Source organism: uncultured Microbulbifer sp. (genome assembly GCF_947498635.1).
Classification (GTDB): Bacteria; Pseudomonadota; Gammaproteobacteria; order Pseudomonadales; family Cellvibrionaceae; genus Microbulbifer; species Microbulbifer echini.
In genome coordinates, this window is the sequence record NZ_CANMKV010000012.1 from 79,441 (window position 1) to 99,966 (window position 20,526).

Annotated in this window: 15 protein-coding genes; 12 read left to right on the plus strand and 3 right to left on the minus strand. The window is 55.3% G+C overall.

Annotation, left to right across the window (positions count from 1 at the left end):
- Positions 1-115 precede the first annotated feature (115 nt).
- On the minus strand, positions 116-3,457 hold the full coding sequence (locus Q1A69_RS08425; RefSeq protein WP_299583971.1) for an amidohydrolase family protein: 3,342 nt from the start codon (positions 3,455-3,457) through the stop codon (positions 116-118).
- A gap of 215 nt (positions 3,458-3,672) precedes the next feature.
- Between Q1A69_RS08425 and glmU the strand changes: the two genes are divergently transcribed.
- The 10 genes from glmU (at position 3,673) to Q1A69_RS08475 (ending at position 15,614) form a co-directional block, all read left to right on the plus strand.
- Positions 3,673-5,034: a bifunctional UDP-N-acetylglucosamine diphosphorylase/glucosamine-1-phosphate N-acetyltransferase GlmU gene (glmU, locus tag Q1A69_RS08430; protein WP_299584051.1), complete on the plus strand. Its 1,362-nt coding sequence runs from the start codon at positions 3,673-3,675 to the stop codon at positions 5,032-5,034.
- A gap of 120 nt (positions 5,035-5,154) precedes the next feature.
- Complete coding sequence (gene pdhA, locus Q1A69_RS08435; RefSeq protein ID WP_299583974.1) at positions 5,155-6,246, plus strand: pyruvate dehydrogenase (acetyl-transferring) E1 component subunit alpha; 1,092 nt, start codon at positions 5,155-5,157, stop codon at positions 6,244-6,246.
- Positions 6,246-7,241 carry an alpha-ketoacid dehydrogenase subunit beta gene (locus tag Q1A69_RS08440; protein ID WP_299583977.1) on the plus strand — a complete coding sequence of 332 codons (996 nt, stop codon included), beginning with the start codon at positions 6,246-6,248 and terminating at the stop codon, positions 7,239-7,241. Before pdhA ends, Q1A69_RS08440 begins: the two co-directional genes overlap by 1 nt.
- Positions 7,238-8,482, plus strand: a complete 1,245-nt coding sequence (locus Q1A69_RS08445; RefSeq protein ID WP_299583979.1) for a dihydrolipoamide acetyltransferase family protein — start codon at positions 7,238-7,240, stop codon at positions 8,480-8,482. Before Q1A69_RS08440 ends, Q1A69_RS08445 begins: the two co-directional genes overlap by 4 nt.
- Positions 8,483-8,595: 113 nt before the next feature.
- Complete coding sequence (locus Q1A69_RS08450) at positions 8,596-9,372, plus strand: DeoR/GlpR family DNA-binding transcription regulator (protein WP_299583981.1); 777 nt, start codon at positions 8,596-8,598, stop codon at positions 9,370-9,372.
- A 43-nt stretch (positions 9,373-9,415) separates the two neighbouring features.
- Positions 9,416-11,245 carry a glutamine--fructose-6-phosphate transaminase (isomerizing) gene (gene glmS, locus Q1A69_RS08455; protein ID WP_299583984.1) on the plus strand — a complete coding sequence of 610 codons (1,830 nt, stop codon included), beginning with the start codon at positions 9,416-9,418 and terminating at the stop codon, positions 11,243-11,245.
- A 24-nt stretch (positions 11,246-11,269) separates the two neighbouring features.
- Positions 11,270-12,130 (plus strand): alpha/beta hydrolase, encoded by an 861-nt coding sequence (locus Q1A69_RS08460; RefSeq protein ID WP_299583987.1) that lies wholly within the window; start codon positions 11,270-11,272, stop codon positions 12,128-12,130.
- Between the two features lie 878 nt (positions 12,131-13,008).
- Entirely contained in the window at positions 13,009-13,251 is a 243-nt protein-coding gene (locus Q1A69_RS08465; RefSeq protein WP_299583990.1) for a hypothetical protein, read from the plus strand.
- A gap of 323 nt (positions 13,252-13,574) precedes the next feature.
- Positions 13,575-15,194 (plus strand): Na+/H+ antiporter, encoded by a 1,620-nt coding sequence (locus tag Q1A69_RS08470; protein ID WP_299583993.1) that lies wholly within the window; start codon positions 13,575-13,577, stop codon positions 15,192-15,194.
- Positions 15,195-15,251: 57 nt separating this feature from the next.
- Positions 15,252-15,614 carry a hypothetical protein gene (locus Q1A69_RS08475; RefSeq protein WP_299583996.1) on the plus strand — a complete coding sequence of 121 codons (363 nt, stop codon included), beginning with the start codon at positions 15,252-15,254 and terminating at the stop codon, positions 15,612-15,614.
- A gap of 92 nt (positions 15,615-15,706) precedes the next feature.
- Here the strand turns inward: Q1A69_RS08475 and Q1A69_RS08480 are convergent, their stop codons facing one another.
- Positions 15,707-17,563 carry a monovalent cation:proton antiporter-2 (CPA2) family protein gene (locus Q1A69_RS08480; RefSeq protein ID WP_299583999.1) on the minus strand — a complete coding sequence of 619 codons (1,857 nt, stop codon included), beginning with the start codon at positions 17,561-17,563 and terminating at the stop codon, positions 15,707-15,709.
- Between the two features lie 13 nt (positions 17,564-17,576).
- On the minus strand, positions 17,577-18,884 hold the full coding sequence (locus Q1A69_RS08485; protein ID WP_299584003.1) for a sodium:proton antiporter: 1,308 nt from the start codon (positions 18,882-18,884) through the stop codon (positions 17,577-17,579).
- Between the two features lie 447 nt (positions 18,885-19,331).
- On the opposite strand from Q1A69_RS08485, the gene Q1A69_RS08490 reads away from it, so the two are divergent.
- Both Q1A69_RS08490 and gstA read left to right on the plus strand, forming a co-directional pair.
- The gene (locus Q1A69_RS08490; protein WP_299584006.1) at positions 19,332-19,730 is read left to right on the plus strand and encodes a DoxX family protein; all 399 of its coding nucleotides are present in this window, start codon (positions 19,332-19,334) and stop codon (positions 19,728-19,730) included.
- Between the two features lie 175 nt (positions 19,731-19,905).
- Positions 19,906-20,511 (plus strand): glutathione transferase GstA, encoded by a 606-nt coding sequence (gene gstA / locus Q1A69_RS08495; protein ID WP_299584009.1) that lies wholly within the window; start codon positions 19,906-19,908, stop codon positions 20,509-20,511.
- Positions 20,512-20,526: the final 15 nt, after the last annotated feature.

Here is a 20,526-nt window from a genome sequence, read left to right on the forward strand (position 1 = left end):
AGGACATTATCGATATTGTATCGCTTTGGCCTCCTGGTGGTTGAGCATCTTGGAAGTTGTGCCCGGCGATAACCACCGGGCACAAAGCTTGCTAGCTATATTGTGTAAGAGGCGCTTAGTGCACCCAGTGGTGGCGTTGCATTTTCTCTTGCACCGCTTCTGCCGTGGGTGCTGGCATTGCACTGATAGGCAGGCGTTCGTGGAAGAATGCCATTCGCTCGCCGGCACCTAACTCATTCATGGTTTCTGCTTCGAACACGCGGCCATTGATCACCGTGTAGGTGATATTTTCGGATTGGCGCAGGTTATCCAACGGATTGCCATCTACCACGATCAGGTCTGCCAGTTTGCCGGCCTCGATACTGCCGATATCACCATCCATGCCCAGGTAGCGTGCACCGTCGATGGTGCCGGCGCGGAAGGCCTCCCAGGGGGTAAAGCCGCCCTGCTCCATCATCCACATTTCCCAGTGCGCTCCCAGGCCTTCACGCTGGCCGTGGGCACCGATATGCACGGTAACGCCCTCGTCGCGTAGCTGCTTGGCCTGGCGCGCGACGTTGAAGTGGTTGTAGTGGGCATCCGGCGCCGTGGGGCGGCGGATGGAACGGGGATTGACGATAAAGTCGGGAGTAAAGCGGGTCAGGCGTTCGTTTTTCCACACTTCGGTGCGGTCATACCAGTATTCCTCACCCCAGAGACCGCCGTAGGCCACCACGAAGGTTGGGGTATAACCTACCTGGGTCTGGCTCCACAATTGCTCCACATCGCCGTAGACATTGGCGATGGGTAGGGAGTGCTCAATACCGGTGTGCCCATCCACAATCATATTCATATTGTGCTGGTACTTACCGCCACCCTCGGGCACCACCATAATACCGGCCTCGCGGGCCGCTTGTAGTACCTGTTGACGCTGATCGCGGCGGGGCTGGTTGTAGCTTTTTACCGAGATAGCACCCATTTCCTTGAGGCGATTTACGTGAAACTGGGCATCCTCCAGGGAGTTGATCTTGGCTTTGTAGCCTGGGCCCTTGGCGCCATAGAGGATGGTGCCGGTGGAGAAGATGCGCGGTCCGGTAATCAGGCCGGCTTTCTGCATTTCTGCCGCGGAAAAAATCTCACTGCTGTCATTGGAGGGGTCGTGAATCGTGGTTACCCCGAACGCCAGGCTGGAGAACAGGTTCCAGTTTTGTTGCGGGATAATTTCCTCGCGGCCTTGGGCACCGTGGGCATGGGCGTCGATCAGGCCCGGCAGCACAGTTTTTCCAGTCACGTCGATGCGTTTCGCCTCTGTGGGGATTTTTACCTCGGCAGCGGGGCCCACTGCCACAATACGGTTGCCGCGAAACAGAACCACACCGTCTTCGATAATTTCTCGGTTATTCTCAGCATCGCGCATAGTGACAACCCTGCCACCGGTCAGGGCGACCAGTCCCGCTTGGTTGTCAAACTGCTGTTCAAAACTCAGATCAACTCCTTCGGAAACCGTATCCGATAGCTCCTCGGGTGCGCCGCTGATAAAACTGAAGGCGTCTTTCAATTCGCGCTCGAATAGCTTCGGTCCATGGGCCCAGCCCAGAGCATGGCTATCCACTGACCAATGCAGGTTTTCCCCCGCGTGTTTGGATACCTGGGTAACTTTGACGGCCTTGCTGTCGGGACCTATCCCCTCGGACTTGCCGGTGTGCATAAAGGGTGCGACATAGGCTTTGAAGTCTTGGGTAAAGGCGATCCACCTGCCGTCTGGAGAGAGACGGAAAGAGGTAATTTCGGCGCCGTGCAGATGCTCGCGCTCGTCCTTGCCTTCCAGATTGGTACTCTTCAGCACACGCTTGCCGCCGTCGGCAGGCTCATATACGGAGAAATAAATACGTTCACCGGTAGCACCGAAGTGAGGCTCATAACCGGATTTCACCACCCGGCGCTGCCAGTCACCACCGGCGTCTGCCAGGTAGATACCCGGCTCCAGGGAGTACTCGGGACTGAGCAGGTAGCCGCCAGTAAAGCGACGGTAAGCCACGGTGTCGCCGCTGGGGGAGAAAGCGGGCTCCACATACAGGCCTGGTTGCTTGGTGATGTTCTTGCCGCGACCGCTGCGGGCGGAAACCACACGCACATGGCCGAGCTTTTGATCGTCCCAGGTGACATAGGTGATCTCGCGGCCATCGCGAGACCAGCTGGGATAGAACTCAAAGTGATCGTTTTGGCGGGTCAGGCGGCGGCGCTCGCCGCTGTCGATATCCTGGATATAAATCTTGCCCAGGGCCTGGAAAGCCACCTGTTGGCCGTTGGGGGACTTTTGCGCCCAGCGAATCATCCTCACGTCGAAGGTTTCCGGGGCCACTTCCACCGGGAAGCGCACCGCATCGGCCACCTGCTTCTCGACTTTCACATGGGCCGCAATTGGCGCAACGCTGTCGCCGTGAACAGAGATGCGCAGGAATTTACCGCCGGTCCAAACAACCAGAGACTCGCCATCGGGCATCCAGTCGTACTGCACATAGTTACCGTGGGGGCCGAAGATTTCCTGCAGGTCTCGCTCCAGGCCCGCATAGATTGGGGTTTCCAGACCGGTATCCAGGTCTTTCAGGAACAGGGAGGTCCGGTTGTCCTGGCGGCGGATAAAGGCCAGCTTGCTGCCATCTGGGGAGGGTACCGGTGCCACTGCGCCGCCGGGGCCGGAGATAAAGGTCTCCTCTTCGCCGTCCTGCAGGTCGTAGCGATTGATGGCAAAAATCTCCTGGGTGGAGTTTTTGTTGTACTGCCAAACCGTACCCGGGGTGGTGTCGATGGAGTAGTAAACGTAGCGACCATCGGGGGAGAAGGCCGGATCGGCGATGTTCTTCTGGGCAATATCGCCACCGATACGCTCTTTGAGCTGGCGTCCTTCGCCACCACCGTAATGGTACATCCAGATCTCGCCGGCGGGGATACTGCGCCCGGACATAAAGCCTTTGCGCGCCACCAAATACTGGCCATCTGGACTCCAATTGGGCGAGTGCAGCAGGTTTTCTTTTTCGGTGGTGAGCTGACGCAGGTTCTCCCCGTTACTGTCCATCAGCCAGATATTGTCGGCGCCATCGCGATCGCTGATAAATACGATAGTCTCGCCGTCCGGGCTGAAGCGCGGCTGCATATTCCAGGCGATTTCATTGGTCAGGGCCACCGCCTCACCGCCGCTTACCGGCACCGTGTAGAGATCGCCGAGCATATCGAACAGAATGGTTTTACCGTCTGGGCTGATATCCAGGTTACTCCAGGTAGTCTCGCGGGTATCGAGCTGGATCGGTTTGAATTCATAGGGTGGCTTGTTGATATCCCAGGATTGCTCTTCCTTCTTCTCTTCTACAGCTTCCTGTTCCCGATTGGTTTCTGCTGCCACTGTCATAGGCAGAGACAGCACCAGGGCTGCGAGTACCAGCAGATGGCGCCGCGGTTTTTGTTGCGCGTTTGTGTTCATAGACAATTTCCCTCCACCGCACTTTTTTGCGGTGGCTTTCACTGTTCTGTTGTTGTGGGCTGCTTATGGGTTTACAGGAGGGTAAATTACCGGGATCAGAGCCCGGCGGCAATCACAATGGGTTGGGCGACAAGCTGTTACGTTGGGTTGAGTTAGCGCAGCCTAGTGGCCACAATGTTCCCAAATTAGAGATTTTAGAGAGATTTCAAACCAATATGACTATCGACGTTGTGATTCTGGCCGCGGGCAAAGGCTCTCGCATGCGCTCCGACCTGCCCAAAGTGCTGCACCCGATTGGCGGAATTCCCATGTTGGGGCACGTGATTGATACGGCGCGGCAACTACAGGGCGTTGAAATCACCGTGGTGATTGGCCACGGCGCCGAGCAGGTGCGCGAACGCTTTGCCGATAGTGGTGTGAAATTTGTGGAGCAGACCGAACAGCTGGGTACCGGCCACGCTGTGGCCCAGGCGATTCCACAATTCCGCGAGGGCGCCACAGTGCTGGTGCTCTATGGCGATGTGCCTCTGGTCAGAGCGGGTACTTTGCAGTCCCTGCTGTCGGCGGCGGATCACGGCCCCGCCCTGCTCTCGGTGGAAATGGCTAATCCGGCTGGGTATGGGCGCATAGTGCGTGATGATACGGGCCGTGTGGAAGCCATTGTGGAAGAGAAGGATGCGGATGCCGATACGCTGGCTATCCGCGAGGTGAATACCGGCATTCTGGCGGCGCCGGCGGATCTGTTGTCGCGCTGGTTGCCGGAGTTGTCTTGTGATAACGCCCAGGGCGAATACTATCTCACCGATGTCATTGCCCGCTCGGTCCAGGAGGGGATCGCGGTGACCGGGGAGCGCGCCAGCGATACCCTGGAAGTGGCCGGCGTGAACAGCCGTGCCCAGCAGGCGCAGATGGAGCGCGCCCTACAGCATACCCGTGCCGTAGCACTGATGAATGCCGGTGTCACTTTGCTCGATCCGGCGCGCATTGACATCCGCGGTAGCCTCGAATGCGACACCGATGTCTCCATTGATATTAATTGTATCTTTGAGGGAAGTGTCATCCTGGGTAAGGGGGTGCAAATAGGTCCGAACTGTTTGCTAAAAAACTGCCGTTTGGCGGATGGCACTCGTGTGGAGGCCAACTCTGTCATTGAAGGCGCCGAGATAGGCGAAGCCTGTAGCGTGGGTCCCTTCGCACGCCTGCGCCCAGGTACCGAGCTGGCGAATGGCGCCAAGGTGGGTAATTTTGTCGAAACGAAAAATGCCAAAGTGGGGATCGGCAGTAAGATCAACCACCTCTCCTATGTCGGTGATTCAGTCCTGGGGAAATCAGTGAATATCGGTGCCGGTACTATCACCTGCAATTACGATGGTGTGAATAAATCGCTCACTGAAATCGGCAACGGCGCATTTATTGGTTCCAATACCGCCCTGGTGGCACCGGTCAAAGTGGGCAGTGGCGCCACAGTCGGCGCGGGTTCCACAATTACTCGCGAAGTGGGCAGCGAGGAGCTGGCGGTAGCACGTGGCAAGCAGCGCAATATCACCGGCTGGGAGCGCCCCTTAAAGCGGAATTAATTTTCGTTTTCCACGGACTCTCGCTGGAAAATCGAATTCCGGCGGGATATCTCTCCTCTCGCCCGGTGAGATACCCTCTTTCCATTAAACTTGCGCTTCGGGAACACAAGGAATGGCCCGATGCACAAGCCCAGAATGCAGCTGCTCGCCAGCTTTGATATCGCCTCTTTGCAGTACCTGGATGAGCGGGGACAAACCACCCAGGCTCTGCCAGATTTTGCCACTCCGGACACTCTGGAGGCCCTCTATCGGCAGATGACCCTTGCGCGCATGGTGGATGACCGTGCGGTAAAAATGCAGCGCACCGGCCAGCTGGGTACCTACCCTTCCAGTTTGGGGCAGGAAGCCATCGGTGTGGGTGTCGCTGCCGCCATGGCCAAAGAGGATGTCTATTGCCCCAACTATCGCGAGACCGGTGCTCTCCTGGAGCGCGGTGTGCGAATAGAGGAAATTTACACCATTTGGGGCGGGGACGAACGCGGGCAGAATTTTTGCCATGTCCGCGAGGACCTGCCCCTGAGCGTGCCCATCGCCACGCAAATGCTGCACGGTGCCGGCGTTGCCTTCGCGCTCAAATACAAACACGAGCAGTTGAGTCAACCGATGCGCGCAGCCGTCACCAGTGGTGGGGATGGCGCTACCTCGAAGGGGGATTTCTACGAGGCGATCAATTTGGCCGGGGATTGGAAACTGCCTTTGGTGGTGGTTATCAATAACAATCAATGGGCCATCTCACTATCCCGCTCCGGCCAGACTGCATGCAGAACCCTGGCACAGAAAGCAATTGCTGCGGGCATACCGAGCCTTCAGGTGGATGGCAACGACGTGATCGCCGTTTATCAGGCGGTGACGGAGGCTTTGCAGCAGGCCCATGCCGGCGGTGGCCCCTCATTGATTGAAGCGGTGAGTTATCGCCTTTGCGATCACACCACGGCGGATGACGCCAGCCGCTACCAACCCGCGGAGGAGCTCAAAGAGGCCTGGGCTAGAGAGCCGTTGCGGCGGCTTAGAGCTTACCTGGAGACCCTCGGCGCTTGGGGAGAGGCCAGGGAAGAGGCTATGCAACGGGAGCTGAAGGAGATCCTGGAGGAATCCGTTCGCGTCTATCGGCAAGCACCGCGGGATACAGCTACGGCTATTTTCGATCACCTTTATGAAACACTGCCCGAGGCCTTCGTCGAGCAATACCAGCAATTGCAGGGGGACAGCTAATGGCGCAAATCACCCTGGTGGAAGCGGTCACCCAGGCACTCGCCTTTGAGATGCAAAGAGATCCCAAAGTGGTCGTATTTGGTGAGGATGTCGGTCTGAATGGCGGTGTGTTTCGCGCTACGGATGGTCTGCAGGCGCGGTTTGGCCGGGAGCGGGTATTGGATACCCCGCTGGCGGAAAATATGATCGGCGGAATGGCTATCGGAATGGCCGCACAGGGTTTGCGGCCAGTGGCGGAATTCCAGTTTATGGGATTTATCTATCCGGCACTGGATCAGATTCTCAGTCACGCTGGGCGCTATCGCAACAGGACCCGCGGTCGCCTTTCCTGTCCCATCGTATATCGGGCCCCCTACGGAGGTGGTATCCACGCACCGGAACACCACTCGGAGAGCACTGAGGCGCTATTTGCCCACATTCCCGGCTTGCGTCTGGTGGTGCCCTCCTCTCCGGCGCGGGCCTACGGCTTGCTGCTCGCTGCTATTAGAGACCCGGACCCGGTGATGTTCCTCGAACCCAAACGCATCTATCGCGCGGTGCGCCAGGAAGTTGTCGATAGTGGAGAAGCACTCCCCCTGGATCGCGCATTTGTTTTGCGTGAGGGCCGTGATATCACACTAGTTGCCTGGGGAGCCTCCTTGAAGGAAGCCCTACAGGTCGCTGAGCAGCTCTCTAGGGAGGGTATTGAGGTCGAGGTAATAGATCTTGCCACCCTAAAGCCTCTGGATATTCACACTATCATCGACTCCCTGGAAAAGACCCACCGCTGTGTATTGATCCATGAGGCCGCGCGCTTTTGTGGTGTGGGGGCAGAAGTTGCCTCACAGATCAATGAGTATGCCTTCGATCTGTTACTGGCGCCGGTACAGAGAGTCACGGGATTCGATACCGTAATGCCCTACTTCCAATTGGAGGATGCCTATTTACCCGGTGTGCCGCGGATTATGACGGCGGTGCGGGAAGTTCTCGAATACGCGAATGGAGGGGTGGCATGAAAACTTTCACTCTGCCAGACCTCGGAGAGGGGCTGCCCGATGCGGTGGTGCGTGAATGGCATGTGAGCGAGGGCGATACGATTGCTGCCCACGAGAGCCTGGTTACTGTGGAGACGGCCAAGGCCTTGGTGGAAGTGCCGGCCCCCTGGGGAGGCCGGGTTGAGAAGCTATTTGCGGCGCAAGACCAAACTGTAAATGTGGGTGAGCCCCTGGTGGGCTTTACTGCGGAGGATGCCAATCACGAGATACCGGCCACGGAGCACTCCACTACAACCATCTCTCCAGGCGATAGCGTCTCTGCGGAAGACCCCTCTGTGAAAGAAACCGCCCCACCGCAGACGCGATCGGACAGCGGTACGGTTGTGGGCAAGCTGGAGCAGGGAGAGGCTGTACTTGGGGCTGAGCAGCGAGTTGCGCCAAGTCGGCGTCGTCCCGCCACACCCAAAGTCAGGGCATTGGCGCGCCGGCTGGGAGTGGATCTGGAAAAGCTCTCCACGGATGGATCCCTGGTTACCGCGGCCCAGGTGCATGCTGCCGTGGGCTCCACACCTGTCACAGAAAAAAGCGCAGAGGAAAAAAAATCGCCACTACCAGTGCAGGGTGCGGAAAAAACCGCCGGGGTAGAGGCGGTGATGTCGCCCGCGCGACGCGCGATGGGATTATCCATGAGTCGCGCCAGGGATCAGGTTGCGCAGATTACCCTGTGTGACGATGCGGATATCTCCAGCTGGTGGGGCAGTACTCCGGCGCTGCTGCGGTTGATTCGCGCCGTGCAGTTGGCCTGTACCGCTGAGCCTACCCTGAATGCCCTTTACGAGAATGACCAGCTGAAGATTCAAGAGACGGTCAATATCGGCTTGGCGGTGGACTCCCCCCGTGGTTTATATGTCCCTGTGCTGAGGGATGTGGCCGGACACACGGATGAGGCCTTGCTGGCGCAGGTGGCCGATTACAAGCACCAGGCTCGGGAAACCGGTATTGCCCAGAGCGATTTACAGGGCGCCACGATTCTATTGTCCAACTTTGGTGCTATTGCCGGACGCTATGCCACTCCGGTTGTCCTGCCGCCAACGGTGGCAATCGTCGGTGCGGGCAGGGTCTGCCAGGGTGTAGTGGTGATCGACCGCTGGCCGGCGATGCGCCCACTTTTACCCCTTTCTATTAGTGCCGATCACCGCGCGGTAACCGGCGGTGAGCTGGCGCGTTTTCTCCGGGCGATGCTGCATGCACTCTCCACTTGAGCGCGGATTGCTCCCCCTATTTTGCACGGCAAGTTGGCGTTTGAGTGAAATTACAGTGGGAACTTATATTTCACTTTGCTATCTTTAAGTTTCGAAACGAAATTTAGAGATTTATGTCGAAACGTAATACACAACACCGCCGACACGGCATTATTAGCCTTTTGAACGAGGCGGGAGAAGCTAGTGTCGAGCAGTTGGCACGCCAGTTCGAAACTTCAGAGGTTACGATTCGAAAGGATCTCACCGCGATGGAAAACCACGGCCTGCTACTGCGTCGCCGCGGTGGTGCCATACCGGTACCGCGGGAACTGGTGGTAGAGGAAGGTCCTTCGGAGGTAAAACGCGCGATCAGTCGCGCGGCGGCGGCTTTGATCCCGGATCACCACCGCATCGTAATCGACTACGGCCGCACTACAGCGGCGATGATTCCCGAGCTGGAGCGCAAGCGTGGGTTGGTAGTGATGACCAATTCCCTAAACGTAGCCAATGCCCTGCGGGAGCTGGAAAACGAGCCGACTCTGCTGATGACCGGAGGCACCTGGGACCCCCATTTTGAGGCCTTTCAGGGCAAAGTGGCGGAACAGGTACTGCGAGATTACGACTTTGACAGAGCCTTTATCGGTGCTGACGGCATAGACCTTGAGCGCGGCACCTGTACGTTTAATGAGCAGATCGGCCTCTCCCGCGTGATGGCGGAGGTGGCCCGCGAAGTGGTGGTTTTGGCGGAGTCTAGCAAGGTCGGCAGGCGCATACCCAACCTGGAGTTGTCTTGGGCGCAAGTCGATGTGCTGGTAACGGATTCCGCACTGGAAGAGAGTGCGCGCGAGCAACTGCAAGACCTGGGGGTTCGAGTTATCTGCGCCGCGCCAACTTCGAGCGCCCAAGACTAGCAAGGGCGAGACAAAAAGTTTAAGAATTTGTAAGGAGAGCGAGATGTGTGGAATTGTTGGGGCTCTGGCCCAGCGCAATGTGACAGGTATTTTACTCGAGGGCCTGCGTCGTCTCGAGTACCGCGGTTACGATTCAGCCGGTGTCTGCCTACTCGGTGATGATGGCCAGTTGCAGCTACGCAAGAGCCAGGGCAAGGTCGCCGACCTGGAGGCCAAACTGCAGCAGCAGCCGAGCGCTGGTCATTTGGGGATCGCCCATACCCGCTGGGCCACTCATGGGGTACCCTCTGACGACAACGCCCATCCCCACATGTCCGGACATATTGCCCTGGTGCACAACGGGATTATCGAAAATCATCAGGCATTGCGCTCAGAGTTACAGGACAAGGGCTACCAGTTCTCCTCGGATACTGATACCGAAGTGGTGGTTCACCTGATTCACTCCCTGAGCAGCGAAGGTGCCAGCTTGGTGGACATAGTGGGCAAAGCCACGCAAATACTCGAGGGTGCCTATGCCCTTGCCGTGGTGAGTAGTGAGGAGCCGGATGTGCTGGCCTGTGCCCGTTTGGGCAGCCCCCTGGTTCTGGGGGTTGGTATCGAGGAGAACTTTATCGCCTCAGATCCCATGGCGCTGCGCCAGGTGACCGATCGATTTATCTTCCTCGAAGAGGGCGATGTGGCGGAGGTACGCCGCGGCGGTATTTCTGTGCGCGATAAGCAGGGGGGGGAAGTCAGCCGACCGGTGCATAAGCTGGATGGGGGCCACGATGTGGCTGACAAGGGGCGCTACCGCCACTATATGCAGAAGGAAATTTTCGAGCAGCCAGAGGTGGTGGCGGCCACTTTGGCGGGTCGAATTGGTGAGCATTCGGTACTGCCTCAAGCTTTGGGTGCTCGAGCCCTAGAAATTCTCCCCAAAGTGAAGCAGGTACAAATTGTCGCCTGTGGCACCAGCTACCATGCGGGTATGGTTGCTCGCTATTGGCTCGAAGAGTGGGCGGGAGTCCCCTGCTCGGTGGAAGTGGCCAGCGAAATTCGCTACCGCAAAACGGTAGTGCGTCCCGGTACCTTGTTTGTGACTATTTCCCAGTCTGGCGAGACCGCAGATACTCTGGCGGCGTTGCGCCAGGCCAAGGAGCTCGGCTACCTGGGCTTTATGACCATTTGTAATGTGCCCAACAGCTCTCTGGTGCGCGAGTCGGAGCTATCGCTGATGACCGAAGCGGGCCCGGAAATCGGGGTGGCCTCCACCAAGGCCTTTACCACTCAGTTAGTTGCCCTGCAGCTGTTTTGCCTCGCCTTGGCCAAGACCAATGGTCTATCCGCTGAGCGTGAGGCAGAGCTAGTAGGCGCTCTGCGCCAGTTGCCGCAGTTGATGGAAGCCTTTGCCGGCCTGGATAAGACGGTGCAGCGTACCAGTGAAGCTTTCGCGGAGAAGAACCACGCGCTGTTCCTCGGCCGCGGTGTTGAATTTCCTATCGCCCTCGAGGGCGCTCTGAAGCTCAAGGAAATTTCCTACATTCATGCGGAGGCTTACCCCGCCGGGGAACTTAAGCATGGCCCATTGGCACTGGTGGATGGCGATATGCCGGTTATTGTTGTCGCCCCCAATAATGACCTGTTGGAAAAACTCAAATCCAATTTGCAGGAAGTGCGCGCACGGGGTGGTCAATTGTTTGTGTTTGCCAGCCCTGAAGCCGGTTTTTCCAGCGAGGAGGGGATGACCCTGATCGAGGTGCCGGACTGCCCCAGGAGCCTGGCCCCGATTCTGTACACAGTGCCTCTGCAGCTGCTCAGTTATCATGTAGCGCTGCTGAAGGGCACCGACGTGGACCAGCCGCGCAACCTGGCCAAGTCGGTCACTGTAGAGTAAATCTCATAAGGCCACGGATGGCTGATGAACATATCTGTTGAGCGCTGCTCATTCACGACTGCCGATGGGGTTACGCTGAGCTACCTGTGCGCCGGGGCTGGCCCCACCCTGCTGCTTCTACACGGCTGGTCTCAGGGGGCTGCCCTGTTCAAGTACCAGCTCACAGGTCTGAGTGATCGCTATCGGGTGATTGCCCTGGATATGCGTGGCCACGGATTTTCTGAAAAACCTTCACACGGTTACCGAATTGCCCGGTTGGCCAAAGATCTACAAGAGATAATAGCCACTTTAGACCCCGTATCGCTGTACCTGCTAGGCCACTCGGCCGGCGCCTCGGTTATCTGGAGCTACCTGGAAATGTTTGGTGACAAGCGGGTTACCAAACTTGTATTTATCGATGAGCCGGCGGCGTTGCTCGCTCAGCCCAATTGGTCTAAACAGGAATGCCTTGAGGCCGGGGCGATCCTCACGCCTGCGCAACTCTTTCAGTTTACCGGTCTGTTACACAGTACGGAGGGAGAGCGCGCCACCCGGGAAATATTGATGTCTATGGTGACGCCGGCGATGACTGAGGCACAAAGAGAAGAGCTGGTCGCGGTCAATCTGCAGTTTCCTCGCACCCTGGCGGCGCGCCTGTTTATCGACAACGTTACCCGTGACTGGCGTGACTTCATTCCACATATTAAAAAACCCACATTGATCGCCTTTGGCCGTGCCAGCCCGCACCCGGTGGAGTGCCAAGAGTGGATTTACCAGCAGATTAAAGGTTCCCGCTTGGAAATTATCGATGCTGCAGACGGTGGTAGTCACTTCCTGTTTCTCGAAGCGCCACACAGATTTAACGCGCTGCTGGCGGACTTTTTGGGCGATGAACCTTACCAGTGAATTAGCAGGTGGGCCCGGGAAAGGAATCTACCGGTAACCGTCCCCAAAATGAGTTTTCCACAGGCGCAATTTTATTTTTACTGAGGCATAACCCGGTGGGTAACTGTTGACAAAGTTATCAACAGTTTGGGTTTTACAGTATTTTTTGAAACTCCTTGCACATTTAAGACCTTCTTCCTGTGGGTAACTCCCTCTAAGAGGGCTTCATCTTAGATAAACTATGCACAGAGGCAGCTTTTTAGGATGAAAATCGTAGGTTATCAACAGCCCTTCTATTTTTAATAAGCAATCTTTAGAAGGTGTAAGCCCGTCAATTCCAGAGGCTTTTGGGAGAGATTTACTGGTGGAAGTTCAGGCGGCATCGGTAAATCCTGTGGATGCCAAGGTGCCAGCCGAACCTGGCCTGTGGAAACTTCTGGGTGGGTGATTGGGATTGGTTTGCGTAGGATAATACCCGTGCCGGCAACAATGCACAGTACCGGCTGGAGGAAGAGCGGATCACCCGTCCTGCCGCTAAACGTCTCAGTAATGCGTAAGCTATAGTCCAGTCCAGTCCAGTCCAGTCCAGTCCAGTCCAGTCCAGTCCAGTCCAGCTTAAACCCCTGCCCGCCAATGCCATCTGGGAGTTGGGATTCACCTCCTTGTATGTGGACTTCAGAAAGGTGGGATCGCTAACTCTATCCTCGTTATCAGTGCTGCGGGGGGCAGGCTATTTTGGTACACCTAGCTCGCCGTTTAACCGGCCTCAAGGGAATCGAGGCCGCCTCCCTTGAATAGAGCAATGCATGGTTGAAAAACTCGGCGCGGTCCCTGTCATCAATCACCGTCACTCGCTTCGTGAAGAACTAAAAAACGCCGTTAAAGGTGAAGTAGACTAGGTGATTAGCTTAATCAAAACCGGGAATGATTTAGTGAAAATGGTGCAGAGCATGAAGTGGCAGGAAGAACTGGCTCTGATTAATGATCCAGACGCCTTGGATGAAATGGCTCTCAAGCGAAAAGTATCTGTCTGCACTGAGACTGTATTCACTTACCCGCTATTTAAAACCGGGGATATCAATGCTCAACCTATGCGCCTCAATGGTTGGCGGAATTATTTGAGAAAAGAATTAATAGAATGACACTCGGTTAATATTTTTGGGTGATCAAAGCAGAAAACGTTCGCAGGGTACGTGCCCTTAAAGAATATCAGAGTACCAGAAATAAAATTGTCTAAGGGAATGATTTAAAATAATTTACTGATTTTATTTCAGTTGTGAATAATCAGCTATTTTAAATAACGTCTGGATTCATGCAATTTTTCTAGAAAAAACAGAGAGATTTTTTCGTAATTTAAAGTGCTGACAACAGGAAAAAAGGTCTCCTATACTGGCTGGATGACTGACCCGATTATTCGAGTTGAAAGCCGCACTGCGGCAGTCTTTTACAGGAATTTTAGTGAGAGATGCACTATCTCGTTGTTGCACTACTGTTACTGCTGGTAGTTGCGCTCAGCTTGATTGTCGCGCGAATATTGCCTTTTCCCATTCCTTTGCCACTGATACAAATTTTAGGTGGCTTTATTCTCGGTTCCGGTTTTGGGATAAAAATACCCTTAGATCCGGATATTTTTTTTCTGCTTTTTATACCTCCTTTGCTCTTTCTTGCGGGCTGGCGAATTCCCAAGGGGGCTTTTTTTAGGGACCTTGGTTCGATTATCACTCTGGCCGTGGGTTTAGTGATATTCACTGTAGTTGGAGTCGGTTTCTTTATTGCTTGGTTGCTGCCTGTTATGCCTATCGCGATGGCGTTCGCCATTGCCGCGATACTCGCGCCGACCGATCCGGTGGCGGTGTCGGTGGTTCAAGGAAACAATAATATTCCGCCAAGGCTTGAACATATACTAGCTGGAGAATCCTTGTTTAACGATGCCTCTGGTCTGGATATTTTCCGCATTGCTGTGGCGGTAGTGGTTACTGGCAGCTTTTCCTTTTCACAGGCGGTGGGTGGATTTTTTTGGGTGGCGGCTGGGGGTGTCGTGATTGGCGCGGGAGTCGCATTTATTTGTGGCTATCTATTGCGCTGGTTGGTACGCCTCAGTGGCGAGGACACAGCGATACAAATTCTGGTAAGTCTGCTGGTACCCTTTGCGGCGTATCAGGCCGGTCAAAGTTTAGGAGTCTCTGGAATTCTCGCTGCGGCCAGTGCGGGAATTGCCACGCACTATACCAGCCTGCATAGTTCGGAAAAATCCTCAACCCGCATGGATCGCCGGGCGGTGTGGAATACCGTGCAAACCGTACTTGATGGCGTTATTTTTGTGCTACTGGGTGAGCAGTTGGTACGGCTTATCGATGCGGATACCAGCTGGGCGAATGATGTTGGGGTCGGCATGCTTGTGCTGTATATCCTCGCTATTTTTTTTGTTCTATTCCTGCTGCGTTTCGTGTGGGTTTGGGTCTCTCTCTATTTATCACGCTTTCGTCGCAATATTCGCAGTCTCTCCGTTCACTTTATCCTGGTTAACGTTTTGACCTTGGCTGGTGTGCGCGGAGCCATTACTCTTGCCGGTGCTTTTTCCCTCCCCCTATTGATGCCTGATGGTTCGCCATTTCCGGGGCGTGAAGCAGCCCTGACCATTGCCATGGGGGTTATATTGATCTCCCTGTTACTCGCCAGCATTGCACTGCCCTTTGTGCTGAGGAGCTTGCCGGATACGCCACATCTGGCGGCAATTGGCGATGAGCGGGGCGCGCGAGTCTCTGCTGCTAAGGCCGCTGAAGAGCGTTTGCTCAGCTTGCGCAGGGAGATTGACGGGCACTGGGAAAATAAGGACCTTGCCTATGAGGCGATTGATCATCTATTGGACTTATATCGTCGCAGAATAATCAGCGGCGATGATGAGGGAGGGGAAAGCCTGTGGGTTCGCGCGCGAATGGAGCGCAATTTTCGTTTAGATGCGCTAGCGGCAGAGCGTGAGCGTCTTTTTCAGTTGCGGGTGCGGCGGGAAATTGACGATGAGTTGCATAGAAAACTCGTGCTTGAAGTCGACTTAATTGAAGCCAGTATTCTCTCTAAGGGGTAGTGCTTAGCAGGGTGGGTAGATCTAAGGATTGATTAGTTGCGATTTAGGAGCAGCCAAGTGGAATATATAGAGTTGGTTACGATTGATGGTTTATCTACATTTAGAAAGAGAAATATAAACTATGAGACGAGCCAATTTCTTGGAAAGTATTCCGAAGCGTATCCGGTTAAACAGTTATATTTTCGCGAATTTATCGCCCAGCAGATTTTTGATTGGCACTGTGCCCCGCGTGAGCAATTTATTATTTACCTGGCTGGAGAAGTAAAAATAACGACGAGCTCCGGTGAGCAACGTATCTTCGTGGCTGGTGATATTTTATTGGCCAGAGATTTGCGGGGGGAGGGTCACGTGAGTGAAACCCTCACCCCCGGTCGGGCTGTGATAGCGGTGCTCGATTACAGTCCGGCTCAGGATGGATAAGCTGCGATCAAATAAATCGCCACGGATTTTGTATGTCCGCCTGCGAATTTATTATCGCTTACCTAAATACTCCTAAAACCTGCTGGCCCCCCTTAAGATTTTTCCGCTTCCGGTTGGGCCTCTTCCCAGTAATGGTCCAGATGCAAATCCTTGTCGCGCCGGTCTTCCCGCAGGGCCTGCAACAACTGTTCGCGATAGATTCGGCTCTGGGCGATATGCTGAGCTTCATCGCGCCAGTAGGGGAATAGTGCCTCCAGCATACGCTGGTCGTGTTGCTTAAACTTGCGCGCGGCGCGGCGCGCTTGCAATGGACTGAGTCCGAGTAACTCCAGGGCTTTTTCACCGATCGCCAGAGCCGGGTCTATCGTCTCGCGGAAAATATATTTCACCCCGGCTTCCATAAGGGCATATTGATGCATACGGCTGCGGGCTCGAGCGAGAATCGTGAGGTGTGGAAAATGCTTCTGCAACTGCGCAACAATTTCCAATGAAGCGGCCTGATCGCTCAATGTGAGAATCACCATACGTGCATGAGCGGCTCCAGCGGCACGCAGCAGGTCTTCTCGTGTGGCGTCGCCATAGAAGGCTTCAATACCATAGCGCCGCACCAGGTCGAGTTGTTCCGCATTGCGCTCCAGCAGTGTGGTGCCAAACCCGCAGGCGTTGAGCAATCGCCCGGTGATCTGGCCGAAGCGGCCGTAGCCGATAATGATCACCGGTGAGTTGGTTTCTAATGACGGTGCTTGGTGAGGTTCCTGAGGTGCATCAGGGCCGATGATAAAACGCGGCTGGATGAATCTTTCAAATATAAGTAGCAGTATTGGAGTGAGAGCCATAGTCAGAGCGATTAGGGCTACCAGTAAGCTGCTCGCTTCGGCATCGAGTACCTGGATTTGGGTGGAGAAAGACACCAATACAAAGCCGAATTCCCCGGCCTGTGCCAGGGACAGAGCAAATAGCCAATCTTCCCCCTTGGACATTCGCAGAAAGCGTGCCAATAGAAATAGGACCGCAAACTTCACCAATACCAGGGCCAACACCAGGCCGAACAACAGAAGTGGATTCTGCGCAATTTGCGCGAAGTTCAGGCTGGCACCCACCGCGATAAAGAAAAGCCCCAGTAACAGCCCTTTGAAGGGCTGTATATCCGCCTCCAGCTCGTGGCGAAATTCGCTCTCAGCCAACAGGACTCCGGCGAGGAAGGTGCCGAGTGCGGGGGAGAGATCCAGCCAGCTCATTACCGCCGCCGCGCCGAAAACAATGAGTAGCGCGGAGACGGTAAACATCTCGCGTACCTGGCTGCCAGCCACCAGGCGCAACAGCGGGCCGAGAAGATAGCGCCCACTGATGGCAAAGGCGGCGATGGTACCAATAACGGCGGCGGCATATTGCCAACCCTCCAGGCCACTACCATGTGTCACGGCCGGGGTAACCGCGAGTAGTGGCAGTAGGGCGAGGATGGGGATAACCGCGATATCCTGAAGTAGCAGTACGGCAAAGGCACTGCGCCCGCCCTGGGTCTTGAGCAGCCCCTTCTCACTGAGGGACTGCAACACAATAGCGGTGGAGGACAGCGCCAGGATCAAGCCGATGGCCACGGCAGTGCGCCAGCCTAAATCAAAGAACAGTAGCGCTGTGCCGGCGACGGCAGCGGTGGTCAACAGCAATTGTGCACTGCCGGTACCGAGAATGGCGCCGCGCATCTGCCAGAGCTTCTTGGGTTGCATTTCAAGGCCGATCAAAAACAGCATCAAGGCCACGCCGAATTCGGCTACGTGCATCTCGTCGCTGGCGTCACCGACTAAACCCAACGCGCTGGGGCCAATAGCCACTCCGGCAAGCAGGTATCCGAGCACGGAGCCCAGTCCAAGACGTGTGGCAATCGGCACTGCGATTACCGCAGCACTCATAAATATGACGGCTTCTACAAGGAAGTTAGAGTGTTCCATCGATCAATTATCGCTATTTTACAGCTTGTTGCTGGTTGGCTGTGGCGGCGCTTTCCGGTTCGGCGAACTCCCGGCTGCGGCGAATTAATGGGGCTATGGTAGAGCCCTGTACCACGATAGAAAAGAGCACCACGCCATAGGTCATGATTACCCATAGGTAGCGCAGGTCCTGCCCCTGTACAAAAGCGCTGCCCGATGGAATAGACATGGCCAGGGCCAGGGCCAGGCCGCCTTTGAGGCCGCCCCAGATTAATATTCGGTTGGTATAGGGGTGGTAGCGGCGGCGTCTTTTCAGGTACAGGAAGGGCACACACACCGCCATTACCCGAGCCAGCAATACGATGACAATACTCGCCACCATCAACAGGTAGTCTGCCGGGCGCAGGTCGATGGTGATCAGGAACAGACCCACCAATAGGAATAACAGGCCGTTGAGGAAATCCTCGGTGATATTCCAGAAGTTATCCAGTTCGTGTTGGCTCACACGGGAAAAACCCCGTTCGCGAGTAAAATTACCGATGATGATGCCGCTTACCACCATTGCCAGGGCACCCGACACCCCGAGAATATTGGCCAGGGAGAATCCGGCAGTGGGGATTACCAGGGTGAGCAAAAGCTCCAGGCTGTGGTCGTCGGTACAGCAAATCAGCCAGTGGAAAAGCCCACCGATAATCAGGCCGAGTAAAATACCACCCACAGCTTCCAGTAAGAAAAGCTCTGCTACCGCCGGAACCGTTGGCTGGCCCCCTTCGAAGGCCACAGCATAAATTACCGCGAATACCACAATACCGAAGCCATCGTTGAACAGAGATTCACCCTCCACCTGAATGGAAACCTGCTCTGGTGCCTTCAGGTTTTTCATAATGGCCAGTACTGCGATGGGGTCGGTGGGGGAGATCAGAGCGCCGAATAATAGGCAGTAGACAAAAGCCACGGGCATATTGATGAGCATCAGGAACCAATACAAAAGCGCGCCCACGACAAAGGTCGAAATCAGGGTACCGACAATGGCGAGCAGGCCAATTTCGAGCTTTTGATTGCGTAATTCTAATAGGTCGATGTGCAAACTGCCGGCGAAGAGCAGGAACCCCAGCATTCCTTTGAGCAGGATATCCTCTAGATTGAGCAGCGGAAGCAGCTGATCTGCCCAGGTGCGCAGCTCCACAATCCCCAACTTACCCAGGCCGGTAACGATGAGCGACAGCGCCAGGGCGCCAGCAGTAATGGCGATGGTGGTTTGCGCACGCAGTACATACTGGTTTAGGAAGCCGAGAAAGACCGACACCGCGGCAAGAAAACAAAAGGTGTAATAGACTTCCATGCCGTGCGTGAACTCCAGAGATTAAAATTGCGGGGCTTTTCCCCGCCCTCAAAAGGAGCGGCTTGCTGCTCTTTAGTGGGCGAATTGATCGGTTGGTGAGCGTGCCGTTATTGTAGTCGCGCAGGGGCCGCCCGAATCTCCCTGACAGGGGGCTGTTCTCGGGAGTATTTTCTGGAAATAACCGCTAGTCCCCTAGTTGGGGGCGCGCAATTGTAACGGCTCCTGTGTGCGGTACAACCGCATTTGTTATTTAAATCCACAACCGCCCGGCGGTGTCTGCCCAAACTGTCATTTGTTAATTTTCTGCCTGCTTTGTTCTCCATAAGCCCCACCATTTCACCACTTTGGCGCCTCCTGATACCGGTTTTCCTGCAGTTTCTACACAAGTTCCCAACTACACTGGATGCAGCTGATGATCTCCGATATTCAACAGGAAGGGGGAAGACTGTGACAACGCACCCTGTTTTATGTGACACGTCTAAATTGGTTGGGCGGGTATTGATGTCCCTGCTGTTTATTTTTGCCGGATGGAACAAAATTGGCGGTTACAAAATGACCGAGGCCTTTATGGTCTCCATGGGGATTCCAGCGCTGCTGCTACCTTTGGTCATTATTGTCGAGTTACTTGGGGGCCTGGCGATACTACTGGGCTTCTTTACCCGCTTCTCCGCGATCATACTTTTTCTCTTCTGCCTGGCCAGCGCCTGGATAGTGCACTATTCCCCCGAGGATCCGGGAGAGATGACCAGCTTTATGAAAAATATCACCATTGCCGGGGGTTATCTGATCCTCGCCTGTGCCGGCGCTGGACGCTTTAGTCTGGATCATTGGATTCGCAAAAAATAGTAGCGAACTGGGGTGTGGCGGACCACGATGGGTTTATCGGCACTCAACACACCAGTCAATACCGTATATTTCTATTAGCTTCAGGGGGCAACTTGACCGAGGACTTAGGCCAATAGCCCGGTAAAAGCACACCTATACTGGCTGGTGCCGCGCAACCGATAACAGGAGGATCACTATGAAACTCTTCTACTCACCCGGTGCCTGTTCCCTATCCCCTCATATCGTCGCCCTCGAGGCGGGTATTGATCTGGAACTATCCAGGGTAGACCTCAAGACCCATACCCTAGAAAACGGTGATGACTTCAGCCGGATTAATCCGAAGGGGTATGTGCCGACCCTACAACTGGAAGGTGGTGAGCTGCTCACGGAAGGCGTCGCGATTGTCCAGTTTCTCGCCGAACAAAAACCCAATGCGAATCTGGCACCGCCGCTGGGAACACTGGACCACTATCGGTTATTGGAGTGGCTGAATTTCCTCAGCAGCGAAGTCCATAAGTTGTTTTTGCCACTGTTCTGGAATGGCTCGAAGGAGGAAAAGAATAAGGCCCGGGAGAAAATATTGCGGCGGATGGATTACATTGATCAGCGCCTGCAGCGAGATTACCTGTTGGGGGACTCTCTGTCGGTGGCAGATGCTTATCTCTACACCATTATTCGTTGGTTGCAGGCCAAGCATTTCGATATGTCGCGTTGGCCCAAATTACAGGCGTTCCAGGAGCGTATGGAGGCGCGGCCCGCGGTGCAGCAGGCTCTGCGCAATGAAAATGGCGGTGATGCTTGACCCCGCACCTACGCA

Bases quoted from the DNA above. Each gene is read 5' to 3' on its own strand.
- Q1A69_RS08425 (WP_299583971.1), bottom strand. From the start codon at position 3,457: ATGAACACAAACGCGCAACAAAAACCGCGGCGCCATCTGCTGGTACTC.
- glmU (WP_299584051.1), top strand. From the start codon at position 3,673: ATGACTATCGACGTTGTGATTCTGGCCGCGGGCAAAGGCTCTCGCATG.
- pdhA (WP_299583974.1), top strand. From the start codon at position 5,155: ATGCACAAGCCCAGAATGCAGCTGCTCGCCAGCTTTGATATCGCCTCT.
- Q1A69_RS08440 (WP_299583977.1), top strand. From the start codon at position 6,246: ATGGCGCAAATCACCCTGGTGGAAGCGGTCACCCAGGCACTCGCCTTT.
- Q1A69_RS08445 (WP_299583979.1), top strand. From the start codon at position 7,238: ATGAAAACTTTCACTCTGCCAGACCTCGGAGAGGGGCTGCCCGATGCG.
- Q1A69_RS08450 (WP_299583981.1), top strand. From the start codon at position 8,596: ATGTCGAAACGTAATACACAACACCGCCGACACGGCATTATTAGCCTT.
- glmS (WP_299583984.1), top strand. From the start codon at position 9,416: ATGTGTGGAATTGTTGGGGCTCTGGCCCAGCGCAATGTGACAGGTATT.
- Q1A69_RS08460 (WP_299583987.1), top strand. From the start codon at position 11,270: ATGAACATATCTGTTGAGCGCTGCTCATTCACGACTGCCGATGGGGTT.
- Q1A69_RS08470 (WP_299583993.1), top strand. From the start codon at position 13,575: ATGCACTATCTCGTTGTTGCACTACTGTTACTGCTGGTAGTTGCGCTC.
- Q1A69_RS08480 (WP_299583999.1), bottom strand. From the start codon at position 17,563: ATGGAACACTCTAACTTCCTTGTAGAAGCCGTCATATTTATGAGTGCT.
- Q1A69_RS08485 (WP_299584003.1), bottom strand. From the start codon at position 18,884: ATGGAAGTCTATTACACCTTTTGTTTTCTTGCCGCGGTGTCGGTCTTT.
- gstA (WP_299584009.1), top strand. From the start codon at position 19,906: ATGAAACTCTTCTACTCACCCGGTGCCTGTTCCCTATCCCCTCATATC.